This window comes from Streptomyces sp., from assembly GCF_031181555.1.
In the GTDB taxonomy this organism is placed as follows: domain Bacteria; phylum Actinomycetota; class Actinomycetes; order Streptomycetales; family Streptomycetaceae; genus Streptomyces; species Streptomyces fimbriatus.
Map to the genome: position 1 here is coordinate 1 of NZ_JAPSKQ010000037.1, position 12,112 is coordinate 12,112.

13 protein-coding genes are annotated in these 12,112 nt (G+C 73.8%); 5 read left to right on the forward strand and 8 right to left on the reverse strand.

Going from position 1 to position 12,112, the window contains the following annotated elements; translation table 11 throughout:
• Nucleotides 1-631 (reverse strand): glutamine synthetase beta-grasp domain-containing protein (locus tag RIM90_RS10815; protein ID WP_309060404.1); only part of this gene is annotated, 631 nt, incomplete at its 3' end.
• 210 nt (nt 632-841) lie between these two features.
• Between RIM90_RS10815 and RIM90_RS10820 the strand changes: the two genes are divergently transcribed.
• Nucleotides 842-1,309 carry an RDD family protein gene (locus RIM90_RS10820; RefSeq protein WP_309060405.1) on the forward strand — a complete coding sequence of 156 codons (468 nt, stop codon included), beginning with the start codon at nt 842-844 and terminating at the stop codon, nt 1,307-1,309.
• Nucleotides 1,310-1,404: 95 nt separating this feature from the next.
• Here the strand turns inward: RIM90_RS10820 and RIM90_RS10825 are convergent, their stop codons facing one another.
• From RIM90_RS10825 to lipB, 4 genes are all read right to left on the reverse strand, one after another.
• On the reverse strand, nt 1,405-2,106 hold the full coding sequence (locus tag RIM90_RS10825; RefSeq protein ID WP_309060406.1) for a DUF4191 domain-containing protein: 702 nt from the start codon (nt 2,104-2,106) through the stop codon (nt 1,405-1,407).
• Nucleotides 2,107-2,190: 84 nt separating this feature from the next.
• Nucleotides 2,191-2,406, reverse strand: a complete 216-nt coding sequence (locus tag RIM90_RS10830) for a hypothetical protein (protein WP_309060407.1) — start codon at nt 2,404-2,406, stop codon at nt 2,191-2,193.
• A gap of 269 nt (nt 2,407-2,675) precedes the next feature.
• Nucleotides 2,676-3,641, reverse strand: coding sequence for a lipoyl synthase (lipA, locus tag RIM90_RS10835; RefSeq protein WP_309060408.1), 966 nt, complete (start codon nt 3,639-3,641; stop codon nt 2,676-2,678).
• A 74-nt stretch (nt 3,642-3,715) separates the two neighbouring features.
• A complete protein-coding gene (lipB, locus tag RIM90_RS10840; RefSeq protein WP_309060409.1) occupies nt 3,716-4,516 on the reverse strand; it encodes a lipoyl(octanoyl) transferase LipB in 801 nt (266 codons plus the stop codon).
• A gap of 288 nt (nt 4,517-4,804) precedes the next feature.
• Here lipB and RIM90_RS10845 point away from each other — a divergent pair, with 288 nt between their 5' ends.
• A complete protein-coding gene (locus RIM90_RS10845; protein ID WP_309060410.1) occupies nt 4,805-6,268 on the forward strand; it encodes a regulator in 1,464 nt (487 codons plus the stop codon).
• Between the two features lie 62 nt (nt 6,269-6,330).
• On the opposite strand, the gene RIM90_RS10850 is transcribed toward RIM90_RS10845, so the two are convergent.
• Both RIM90_RS10850 and RIM90_RS10855 read right to left on the reverse strand, forming a co-directional pair.
• The gene (locus RIM90_RS10850) at nt 6,331-7,752 is read right to left on the reverse strand and encodes an NAD(P)/FAD-dependent oxidoreductase (RefSeq protein WP_309060411.1); all 1,422 of its coding nucleotides are present in this window, start codon (nt 7,750-7,752) and stop codon (nt 6,331-6,333) included.
• Nucleotides 7,753-7,975: 223 nt separating this feature from the next.
• Nucleotides 7,976-8,878, reverse strand: a complete 903-nt coding sequence (locus tag RIM90_RS10855; protein WP_309060412.1) for a TIGR01777 family oxidoreductase — start codon at nt 8,876-8,878, stop codon at nt 7,976-7,978.
• 72 nt (nt 8,879-8,950) lie between these two features.
• On the opposite strand from RIM90_RS10855, the gene RIM90_RS10860 reads away from it, so the two are divergent.
• Nucleotides 8,951-9,439 (forward strand): GNAT family N-acetyltransferase, encoded by a 489-nt coding sequence (locus RIM90_RS10860; RefSeq protein ID WP_309060413.1) that lies wholly within the window; start codon nt 8,951-8,953, stop codon nt 9,437-9,439.
• Between the two features lie 39 nt (nt 9,440-9,478).
• Here RIM90_RS10860 and RIM90_RS10865 read toward each other — a convergent pair whose 3' ends face one another.
• On the reverse strand, nt 9,479-10,663 hold the full coding sequence (locus tag RIM90_RS10865) for a MarP family serine protease (protein ID WP_309060414.1): 1,185 nt from the start codon (nt 10,661-10,663) through the stop codon (nt 9,479-9,481).
• Nucleotides 10,664-10,852: 189 nt separating this feature from the next.
• On the opposite strand from RIM90_RS10865, the gene RIM90_RS10870 reads away from it, so the two are divergent.
• Nucleotides 10,853-11,773 (forward strand): peptidoglycan recognition protein, encoded by a 921-nt coding sequence (locus tag RIM90_RS10870; protein WP_375165427.1) that lies wholly within the window; start codon nt 10,853-10,855, stop codon nt 11,771-11,773.
• The gene (locus RIM90_RS10875) at nt 11,770-11,970 is read left to right on the forward strand and encodes a hypothetical protein (protein ID WP_309060415.1); all 201 of its coding nucleotides are present in this window, start codon (nt 11,770-11,772) and stop codon (nt 11,968-11,970) included. Before RIM90_RS10870 ends, RIM90_RS10875 begins: the two co-directional genes overlap by 4 nt.
• Nucleotides 11,971-12,112 lie beyond the last annotated feature (142 nt).

The following is a 12,112-nucleotide window of genomic DNA, read 5'->3' on the forward strand; positions in this document are numbered from 1 at the left end:
CCTCGTGGTGCTGGCGCTCGACCTTCAGGCCGGCCCGGTCCAGCTCCAGGGAGATCTCGGCGCGCAGGTCGGCGAAGTGGTCGACCGGCGGGACCGGGAAGTAGCCGCCCTTGTAGCGGACCTTGTAGCCGCGGTTGTCCTCCAGCGCACCGGTGTTCCAGGCGCCCGCCTCGGAGTCGATGTGGTAGAAGGACTCGTTCTCGGACGTCCTGAAGCGCACGCTGTCGAAGACGTAGAACTCGGCCTCGGGGCCGAAGAACGCGGTGTCCGCGATGCCGGTCGAGGCGAGGTAGGCCTCGGCCTTCTTGGCCACGTTCCGCGGGTCACGGGAGTACTGCTCGCCCGTGATCGGGTCGTGGATGAAGAAGTTGATGTTCAGCGTCTTGTCGCGGCGGAACGGGTCGACACGGGCGGTCGAGAGGTCCGCGCGCAGCGCCATGTCGGACTCGTGAATGGCCTGGAATCCACGGATCGAGGATCCGTCGAAGGCCAGCTCCTCGTCGGGGTCGAACGCGTCGACAGGCACCGTGAAGTGCTGCATCACACCCGGGAGGTCACAGAAGCGGACGTCGACGAACTTGACGTCCTCGTCCGCGATGAACTTCTTGGCCTCGTCGGCGTTCTGGAACATCCAGCTCCTCCTACTCCCGACCGTCCCGCCGGGGTGGTAGATCGTTCGTGCGGCCAGTGCGGGTGGCACACGCTGCGCTCGACCCTAGGGACGGGTCATTTCTCGGGCGTGACCCATTTGTTTCGCACGCGTTAACCGGCCCCTCTTCCACGGTAGCCCCCGGACACCCCTGCGTCCCCCGGTCATATCCGGGCGCAGTACCGTGGACGGGTGGACAACAGGCAAGCAATCGGATCATGGCTGTCCGGGCCGCGCGCGGCCATGGAGGACGCCGGTGCCGAGTTCGGATACCGGGGCGAGCAGCTGGGGCTGCCGGAGGAGGGGCCGGGCTCGATCGCCCGGCCGGGCCGCAGGCTCGGCGCCCTCGCCGTGGACTGGTCCCTGTGCGTCCTGATCGCATACGGTCTCATCACCGACGGCTACGGCCAGGCGACGAGCAACTGGGCGCTGCTGGTGTTCTTCCTGCTGAGCGTCCTCACCGTCGGCACGGTCGGCTTCACCCCCGGCAAGCGGCTGTTCGGCCTGCGCGTGGTCGCCCTCGACACCGGCCAGGTCCACCCGGGCCGCGGCCTGCTGCGCTCGGCCCTGCTCTGCCTCGCCGTCCCCGCCCTGGTCTGGGACCGCGACGGCCGCGGCCTGCACGACCGGCTCGCCCGCACGGTCGAGGTGCGGATCTGACCCCCACCGCCCACGGCATACGTCGAGGGGGCGCCCGGATCACTCCGGGCGCCCCCTCGACGTATGCCGTGACGCATGGCCGTCACCCACGGGGATCAGCGGCCCCTCGGTCCGCCCTTCGGCAGCTTCATGCCCTTGGGCATCGGCCCCTTGGGCAGCGGCATGTTGCTCATCAGGTCGCCCAGGGCGCGCAGCCGGTCGTTGGTCGCGGTGACCTGCGGGCCGGTGAGGACGCGGGGCAGCTTGACCATGGTGGTGCGCAGCTTCTTCAGCTCGACCTGGCCCTCGCCCGTGCCCACGATCAGATCGTGCACCGGGACGTCCGCGACGATGCGGTTCATCCGCTTCTTCTCGGCGGCGAGCAGGCTCTTCACCCGGTTCGGGTTGCCCTCGGCGACCAGCACGATGCCGGCCTTGCCGACCGCGCGGTGCACCACGTCCTGGTTGCGGTTCATCGCCACCGCGGGGGTGGTCGTCCAGCCCCGGCCGATGTTGTCGAGCACGGCCGCGGCGGCGCCCGGCTGGCCCTCCATCTGCCCGAAGGCCGCTCGCTCGGCCCGGCGCCCGAACACGATCGCCGTCGCGAGGAAGGCGAGCAGGAAGCCCAGGATGCCGAGATAGATGGGGTGACCGATCAAGAAACCGATCGCGAGGAAGACACCGAAGGTGACGATTCCGACTGCCGCGAGCACAAGACCGATCTTCTTGTCGGCCTTGCGGGTCATCTTGTAGGTCAGGGCGATCTGCTTCAGTCGCCCGGGGTTCGCAGCGTCCGCTGCGGTTTCCTTCCTCGCCATGTCACGAAGTCTACGTGCCCCCGGGAGCGCCGACGACGGCGGTGTCCGCGGGGAACGGGCAGGGGCGGGGCCGGGAGGCGGCGGTCAGGGACGGACGGTCAGGGGCGGGACCGGGGTCGTCTGCTCGAGGACGCGCTGCGCCTCGACCCGGTCCCTGGCGCGACGGCGGTCCTCCAGCACCGACGTCCAGGCGTTGCGGCGGGCGGTGCGCTGGCCGCCGCTCATGAGCAGTGCCTCGACGGCGCGCAGCGCGGTGGTGAAGGACGGGATGGCGGTGGCGCGGACGGGAGCGGCCTGCATGACGGAGGGTCCCCCTCGGTGCTCCGGGTACGGGTGTACGTGGCGTGATTCCAGGGTCACTGATTGGTGTTACCAGGGCGTGACCGACCGGTCAAACAGGCATGAAGCCCCGGTGGGCGGGGCCGGAACGGCGACGCGGCCCCGACCGCTGCCCTCATCTGCGAGGACGGTCGGGACCGCGTACTCTCGGCCATTACTGGCGGGTAGATCCTTGTGCGTGAATTCACACGCCGTGCCGCCCGGTGCGGGGCGGGGCGGGTGACGCCGCGTCAGACGGCCTGGGACGCCACGTACGCACCCCGCTTCTCGACCGCCATCTGGTACAGGCGGCCGGCGCGGTACGAGGAGCGGACCAGCGGGCCGGACATCACGCCGGAGAAGCCGATCCGCTCGGCCTCCTCCTTCAGCTCCACGAACTCCTGCGGCTTCACCCAGCGCTCCACCGGGTGGTGCCGCACGGACGGGCGCAGGTACTGCGTGATGGTGACCAGCTCGCAGCCGGCGTCGTGCAGCTGCTGGAGCGCCTCGACGACCTCCTCGCGGGTCTCGCCCATGCCGAGGATGAGGTTCGACTTGGTGACCAGGCCGTAGTCGCGGGCGGCGGTGATGACCTTCAGCGAGCGCTCGTAGCGGAAGCCGGGGCGGATCCGCTTGAAGATCCGCGGCACCGTCTCGACGTTGTGCGCGAAGACCTCGGGGCGCGAGGAGAAGACCTCCTCGAGCTGTTCGGGGATCGCGTTGAAGTCGGGGGCGAGCAGCTCGACCTTGGTGCGGCCGGCCTCGCGGCCCGCGGTCTGGGCGTGGATCTGGCGCACGGTCTCGGCGTACAGCCAGGCGCCGCCGTCCTCCAGGTCGTCGCGGGCGACGCCGGTGATGGTGGCGTAGTTCAGGTCCATGGTGACCACGGACTCACCGACGCGGCGCGGCTCGTCGCGGTCCAGGGCCTCGGGCCTGCCGGTGTCGATCTGGCAGAAGTCGCAGCGCCGGGTGCACTGGTCGCCGCCGATGAGGAAGGTCGCCTCGCGGTCCTCCCAGCACTCGTAGATGTTCGGGCAGCCGGCTTCCTGGCAGACCGTGTGCAGGCCCTCGCTCTTGACGAGGCTCTGCATCTTGGAGTACTCGGGACCCATTTTCGCCCGGGTCTTGATCCACTCGGGCTTGCGCTCGATGGGGGTCTGGCTGTTGCGGACCTCCAGGCGCAGCAACTTGCGTCCGTCGGGTGCGACTGCGGACACGGCTGGCTCCCTAGCGTTGATTCATCGGCGCCCTCAAGGGTACGCCCGTGGATTTGATGGCCGGACGGACGGTTTCAGGCGGCCGGTGTCTTCTCGATCACCCTCGGCTTGAGCTCCGCGTTCTCCAGGACGTCCCGCAGGTGGCGCTCCACCACCGGCAGCACCTCCTCGATCGTCACGTCACGGCCGAGTTCGCCCGCGAGCGAGGCGACGCCCGCGTCGCGGATGCCGCACGGGATGATCCGGTCGAACCACTGGTTGTCGGGGTTCACGTTGAGCGCGAAGCCGTGCATGGTGACGCCCTTGGCCACGCGGATGCCGATCGCGGCGATCTTGCGGTCCTCGCGGCGCTGCCCGGCGTTGGACGGCGCGTACTCCGGGCCGTTGAGGCGGGGGTCGAACTCCTCGTCGTTCAGGCGGGGGTCGAGGTCCAGGGCGAGGCCGCCGAGCGCGGGGCGCTGCTCGACCGGGTCGCCCAGGACCCACACCCCGCTGCGGCCCTCGACCCGGGTGGTCTCCAGGCCGAACTCCGCGCAGGTGCGGATCAGCGCCTCCTCCAGGCGCCGCACGTGCGCGACCACGTCCACCGGGCGGGGCAGCTTCTGGATCGGGTAGCCCACCAGCTGGCCGGGACCGTGCCAGGTGATCTTGCCGCCGCGGTCCACGTCGATGACCGGGGTGCCGTCCAGGGGACGCTCGCTGTCCTCGGTGCGCCGGCCGGCCGTGTAGACCGGGGGGTGCTCCAGGAGGATCACGGTGTCGGGGACCTCGTCGGCGAACCGCGCCGCGTGCACCCGGCGCTGCTCGTCCCAGGCCACCCGATAGTCCACGGCCTCGGCCCCGAAGCCCATCCGGACGAACCGCAACTCACTCACGGCAAGCGCCTCCCTAGAAGGTCGTCAGGCGCGAAACGCGCCCACGCCACTGTACGACCGTACGGCCGGCCGGGGAGAGGCGGCCGTGGGGGTGCGGGGGCGGCCCGGCGGGCGGCCCGCCACCCGTCAGCTTTCGGATCAATCCTCACACGATCGGATGAATGACTGTCGAGGTGTGCGACCGGGTGCTTACTCTCCGCTACATTCGCGCCGTCCATGAGGCCATAAGGGCTGCTCACAGGCAATCCGGGCACACCGTGAGCCGGAAGGCAGGAGACCGCACCGCAGATGACGGAACGACCCGCGCAGCGCACCCCCAACCGACAGCTCGCCGCGCTCATCGCAGAAGCGGGGTTCTCCAACGCGGGACTCGCCCGTCGCGTGGACCAGCTCGGTCTCGAACACGGGCTCGACCTGAGATACGACAAGACGTCCGTCACCCGCTGGCTGCGCGGACAGCAGCCGAGGGGCACCACCCCGGCGCTCATCGCCGAGGTCTTCACCCGGCGCCTCGGCCGGCGCCTGACCGCACAGGACCTCGGCCTGGACGCCTGCGCCCCCGTGTACGCGGGCCTGGAGTTCGCCGCCACCCCCGAGGAGGCCGTCGACATCGTCAGCGGGCTGTGGCGCAAGGACTCCGGCAGCCACGCCGAACTGCGCAAGATCGCCTTCACCTCCGCGGGGCTCGTCGTCCCCAGCCGGGACTGGCTCATCGGCCGCGCGGACGAGAAGGTGGCCCGCGCCGAGCCGCCGGTGCGCGTCCCCGCCCAGGGCCGTCCGTCCCCCCGCCCCGCGGGCCCGCCGGAAATCGCCGCCCGCCGGCGCGGTACGGCCGAACGCGGCCCCGGCCAGCGGGTCACCGGCGGCGACATCGCCGCGCTGCGCTCGGTCGGCGAGCTGTTCCGCACCCTCGACGACGCCTACGGCGGCGGCCACGCCCGCCAGGCCCTGGTGCGCTACCTGGAGCACGAGTGCGAGCCGATGCTGCGCGGCACCTACGGCGAGCAGACCGGCCGGCGCCTGTTCGCGGCCGCCGCCGAGCTGACCCGGCTGGCCGGCTGGACGTCGTACGACATCGCCGCGCACGGGCTCGCCCAGCGCTACTTCGTGCAGGCGCTCCGGCTCGCGCAGGCGGCCGGGGACCGGGCCTACGGCGCGTACGTGCTCGTCACCATGAGCCGGCAGGCCGTCTACCTCGGCCACGGACGGGAGGCCGTCCAGCTCGCGCGGGTCGCCCAGCAGGGCGCGGGGGGCTCCGCACCGCCCGTGGTCCAGGCGCTGCTGCACGCCGCCGAGGCGCGCGGGCACGGGGTGCTCGGCGAGGTGCGCGCCTGCACCGCCGCGCTGGTGCGCGCCGAACGCGCCCTGGAGAGCGCCCGCAGCGGCGACGAGGTGCCGCACTGGGCGCGCGGCTTCGACGAGGCCCACCTCGCCGACGAGTTCGGCCACTGCCACCGGGACCTCCAGCAGTTCCGCGCCGCCGCCCAGCACGCGGAGCGCTCCCTGCAACTGCGCGCCCCGGGCTACGCCCGCAGCCGCCTGTTCTGCCGGGTGGTCCTGGCCACCGCCCGCCTGGGCCTCGGCGAACTCGACCAGGCCTGCCAGCTCGCCGCCGAGGCGGCCGGACAGGCGGCGGAGATGCGCTCGGTGCGGGCGGTGGAGTACGTCCGGGACTTCGAACGCCGGCTGGAGCCCTACCGCGACGCGGCCCCCGTACGCACCTACCGCGACAAGGTCGCGGCCTACGGCTGATCCACCCGCGCGGCGCGCGGTCCGCCCCGGCGGGGCCGGGGCGGACGCCGGGCCGCCCGCCGTCAGGCCGCTCGTGCCGTCGGCAGGGGGTCCGCCGTGTGGAGGGGGCGGTCCGCGCCCAGGTCCGCGAGGATCGCGGCCGAGGCGCGGTGGGCGGAGTGCAGGGCGCCCTGGACCGTGCCGGTGTCCCGGTGGTCGCCGCACACGTACAGGCCCGCCAGCAGCCGCACCGGACGGCGCAGATCGTGCGGCGGCCGCATGGCGGGCACCGCCTCGGCGGTGTGGTGCACGGCGAGCGTCTCCCAGCGCGCGGTCGACGTCCCGTACAGCCGGGCCAGGTGCACGCGTACGGCCGTGTCCACCTGGGCCTGGGGCGGGCCCAGGACCGTCGAGGACACCAGCGTGCGGCCGGCCGGGGCGCGGGACGGGTCGACCCGGCTGGTCACCGCCGTGTGGGCGACCGGGCCGCCCCGGTCGGCGTCGAGCAGCAGCGAGGTACCGGTCGCGGGCGGCTCGTCGGCCGTGTGGTGCACCACCGTCACCGGACGGAAGTCCGGTACGCGCAGGCCGGGCAGCAGCTCGGCGGCGGCTCGCGCACCGGTGGCGATCAGCACCGCGCGGCAGCGGAACTCGCCGTGCTCCGCGGTGGTCACCGAGGTCGTCGACACGGCGGTGACCCTGACCCCCGTGTGCACCGTGCCCGGCGGCAGCGTCCGGGCCAGCCGCTCCGGCAGCGCCTCGGCACCGCCCTCCGGCAGGCACAGCCGACCGCTCGCGAAGGCCCGCAGCGCGAGGTCCGCGCACCGGCTGGAGGTGGTGAGGTCCGGATCGCACAGCAGGGCGGAGAGCAGCGGACGCAGGAAGCCGTCGATGGTGCGGGCGGGCAGGCCCCGGGCCACCAGGGCCTCGGCGGCGGGCAGCTCGGGCCGGGCCAGCAGCCGTTCCACGGGCGTGTCCGCCAGCTTCGTGAACGCGGCGCCCAGACGGGCCTGGTCGACCGCCGTGCCCAGCGGAGCGCCGGTGCGGCTGCGCGGTACGGACACCTGCCGCCCGGGCACGGCCACCGGCCTCCTCGGACCGGGGACCGGTCGTGGGGAACTCGCCAGGGCACGCACCACATGGAGTGCGCCCCTTGCGCTTCGGGCACCCCTGGCGCCCCTTCCGCCCCGCGCGCCGGTCTGCACGCCCGCGCGGTGGTGACGCCCGTCGCTGTGCAGCAGGACGCCGGGCGCGAAGGGATGCAGGACGAGCCCGTCGAGGCCCGGGGTCAGCCGTAGTTCGGGATACGCCGTGGACAGCAACTGCCCGATTCTGTCGAGCCGGAAGCCGTCGACCTTCTCGGTCGCCATGCGGCCGCCCACCTCATGGGCGGCCTCCAGGACCATGGTGGTGACTCCTGCGCTGGTCAGTCGTCGCGCCGCGGAGAGTCCGGCGATCCCGGCTCCCACGACGACGACGTCCGCCTGGTACGTGGGCTCAAGCACGTGCCCCTCCTCGAGGTTGCGCGGGCGCTGGAGACGTCATGCCCTCAACAGGCCCCAGGGATACCCGAGCTCTGGTCGAGGTTAAGGCCGTGATCGGGCACGGTCAGTCGCGCATCGACAGAGCACGGGCGCACGACGGTCGCATACGCGCGCCGGGTGGGCACGATGTGGTCGCAGGGGGATCAGTGCCGGGCGGACCGCGGTCACACGCGCGCGTGCACGCTCACAGCGCCGCCCTGACCGCCTCCTCGACCTCCGGGAAAGCGAACCGGAAGCCCGACTCCAGCAGGCGTGCCGGCAGCACCCGGGCGCTGCCCAGCACATCCCCGGCCATCTCGCCGAGCACCGTCCGCAGCACCGGCGCGGGCACCGTGAACACCGCCGGCCGGCGCAGCACGCGGGCCATCGCCTCCGTGACCTCGCGGTTGGTCGCCGGATGCGGGGAGGTCAGGTTGAACGGCCCGGACAGCCCGTCGGTGTCCAGCAGATGGCGCAGCGCGGCCACCTCGTCGTGCAGCGCGACGAACGACCAGTACTGGCGCCCGTCGCCCATCCGCCCGCCCAGCCCGGCCCGGAACAGCGGGAAGAGCCTGCTCCACGCCCCGCCCCCGCGGGCCACCACCAGCCCGGTCCGCGCGAACACCGTCCGCACGCCCGCCTCCCGCGCCGGTGCCGCGGCGGCCTCCCACTCCACGCACAGGGACGGCAGGAAGCCCTCCCCGGCCGGCGCGCTCTCGTCGACCGCCCGGTCACCGGTCTCGCCGTAGTAGCCGATCGCGCTGCCGCTCACGAACACCCGGGGCCGTACGTCCTCCGGCAGCCCGGCGACGGCCTCGGCGAGCGCGGCCGTGCCCCGCACCCGGCTGGCCCGGATCCGCGCCTTGTACTCCGGTGTCCAGCGCCGGTCGCCGACCCCGGCCCCGGCCAGATTGACCACGGCGTCGCACCCGGCGAGCCCGGCGGCGTCCACGGATCCCCGCTCCGGGTCCCACCGGACCTCGTCCGCCGCCCGGGGCGCGCCCCGCACCAGACGGCGGACCTCGTGCCCGTCCGCGGCCAGGGACCGGACCAGCGCGCTGCCGATGAGGCCGGACGCGCCGGCCACCGCGATGCGGGAATGTTCCATGGCCCCCATCCTGCCCCCGGCCACCCGGAAATCACGCCCGGCGCGGCGCCCGCCGGACGTACAGTCGTGCTCATGCCCGAGCCGTCCATACGCCCCGCCCGCCCCGACGACGAGGCGGACCTGGCCCGCCTCGACCGCGAGACCTGGTCCCTCCTGCACGCGGTCACGCCGCCGCCGGAGCCGCACGACCCCTTCTTCCACGAGCGGTGCGGTCCGGACGACCACCTCGTCGCCGAGTACGAGGGCCGCCTCGTCGGCTACGTCCGGCTCGGCTTCCCCACACCGCTGGCGTCCAACGCGCACGTCCGGCAGATCCGCGGTCTCGCCGTCGCCGAGGAGGCGCGCGGCAAGGGGGCCGGCCGGGCCCTGGTACGGGCCGCCGTGGCGGAGGCCCGCCGGCGGGGCGCCCGCCGCATCACCCTGCGCGTCCTCGGCCACAACACCGCCGCCCGCGCGCTGTACGCGTCCGAGGGCTTCGCCGTGGAGGGCGTGCAGCCGGAGGAGTTCTGCCTCGACGGGACGTACGTCGACGACGTCCTGATGGGGCGGTCCCTGCTCTGAGCCGCGGCGCCCCGCGGCGTCCCCCGGTGCCCGCGGCGCCTACGAGGTGACCAGGTCCCCCGTGTCCACCGGCGCCGTCGCGTCCGCCGCGCGCTCGGCGTCGTCCGCCACCTCGGCCGCCGTCAGCACGTAGCCGGTCTCGGCGTCCGAGGTGGAGCGGGCGAACACCACGCCGAACACCCGGCCGTCGGTGGTCAGCAGGGGCCCGCCGGAATTGCCGGGGCGGACGGTCGAGCGGATGGAGTAGATCTCGCGGGTGACCGTCCGGTCGTTGTAGATGTTCTGCCCCCTGGCCTGCACCCGGCTCGCCACCGTGGCCGCCTGCAGGTTCAGGTCGCCGTCCTGCGGGTAGCCCGCGACGACCGCCGAGTCGCCGCGCTCGGCGTCGTCGACGAACCGCAGCACGGGCGCCCGCAGCTCCGGCACGTACAGCACGGCCACGTCCTTCTGCGGGTCGAACAGCACCACCCGCGCCTCGTACGCCCGCCCGACCCCGCCGACGCGCACGGTCGGCTCGTCGATGCCGGCCACCACGTGGGCGTTGGTCATCACGTGTTCGCGCGCGTACACGAAGCCGCTGCCCTCGCGGCCCTGGAGGCCCGCGACGCCCTCCACCTTCACCGTGCTGCGCTGGGCGGCCCGGGTCGCGGCCGCCGTGACGCTGTCGCCGGAGGGCTCGGCGACCTCGGCGGTCGACTCGTTCTCGAACGGGTTGAAGACCTGCGGGAAACCCGCCTCCGTCAGCGCCGAGGTGGCCCGCGAGAACCATGCCGGGGTGGTGTCCGGCATCACGTCCTGCACCGTGCCGAGCATCCGTGAGTCCCGGATCGCCGACGTGACCAGCGGGGAGGAGGAGGCGCCCAGCACGCTCGCGGCCACCCACGCCACGATCAGCACGGCCACCGAGTTGGCCACCGCCCCGCCGATCCCGTCGGCCACCCTCAGCGGCCCCCGGTCCAGCTCGCGCCGCAGCCTGAGCGCCAGCCGCCCCGCCAGCTCATGGCCCACCACGGCCGGCAGCAGCACCGTGAACACGGCCGTCACCGTCGCCCGGGTCGTCCCCGGCGTCACCAGGTCCATCATCCAGGGCAGGATCCACACGCCGACGGCCGCACCGCCCACGAAACCGGCCAGCGACACACAGCCCGCCAGCAGTCCGCGCCGGTAACCGGACGCCGCGTAGGCCAGGACGACCAGCAACAGCAGGATGTCGAGCAGGTCCACGTACGCCGCCTTTCTCTCGGACCCCCATACGTGGGGGAGGGGCCCGGTGATCAGCCACGCGCGCGGACGGCCGCGGGAAAGCGGCCACGCGCGCGTGTACCCGGGAGAACGCCGCGGACCCGGACGATGGTTCCACCGGGTGGCACACCCCGTATCGCGGACGGAGCGGATCGGTCCCACAGTGGGACCATGCGTGTCCCCAGAAGATCACGGGGGGCGCGGAAGCGCCGTCCCCCACGGATAACCGGAGGCAGGCCCCGCACTCCCGGCCTGCCCAGGGCCGTCACGGTGCCGCTCGGCTGCCTGCCGGGCCTCGCCGCCGCCGTCGCCCTGGTGCTGTGCGCGGCCGGCGTCGAGAACGCCGCCGAGTCCACCGCCGGCACCGCCGCGCGCACCACGCCGCCCGCCCACTCCGCACCCCGGCCGCCCGTCGTGCCGCGCTCGGCCTGGCTCGGCGACGCCGCCCGCGAACAGCCGCCCCCGCGCTACGACGACGAGGTCGTCGCCGTCTTCCTCCACCACACCGACTCGCCCAACGACTACGACTGCGCCGACGCGCCCGGCATCATCCGGCACCTGTACGAGGGCCAGACCCTCGGCCGCGCCTGGGACGACCTCGGCTACAACTTCGTCGTCGACCGCTGCGGCACCATCTACGAGGGCCGCGCGGGCGGCACCGACCGCCCCGTCACCGGCGCCCACACCCAGGGCTTCAACCACCGCACCACGGGCATCGCCGCGCTCGGCACCTTCACCGACGGCGTCTTCGTGCCGCCCGAGATGCTGCACGCGATCGCCGCGCTGACCGCCTGGAAGCTCGGCACGTCCGGCACCGACCCGCGCGCCGACGTCCAACTGGTCTCCAGCAACGGCGGCAGCCGGTACGCGGCGGGCACCACCGCCACGCTGCCCGCCGTCGCGGGCCACAGCGACGGCTACATGACCAGCTGCCCGGGCGCCGCCCTGCACGCCCGCCTCCCGGAGATCCGGGAACTCGCGGCCCGCCTGCAGGGCCGGGACACCCCGCAGGAGGACAGCCGGATCGCGGGGGCCGCGGAGCCCGCCGCCCCGCCGCCCCGTACCGCAGCCGACCGGAGGCCGGGCCGATGAGCACCGACAGCGACAGCCACGACCGGAGAACGCGGAGAACGACCTGGGCGGACGCCGTACGAGGCTCCTGGACGGCCCTGTGCGCCGCCGCGGCCGTCGTCCTGGGCCCGGCGGCCCACACCGCGTCCACCCTCGTCCGGGCGAACGCGGCACCGCTGCACCAGGCGCTGAACCAGGACCGCGGCCCGGCCCACTGAGCGGACCGGCCCGGACGGGACCCGGCGGGCGGGCTCAGCCCCGGAAGCGTTCCCAGAGCCGGGGATAGCGTTCGGCGAGCAGGGCCTCGTCCTCGAGGTCGAGCGGGGTGCCCTCGGGTTCCGCGGGCGCCGGGGGCAGGGC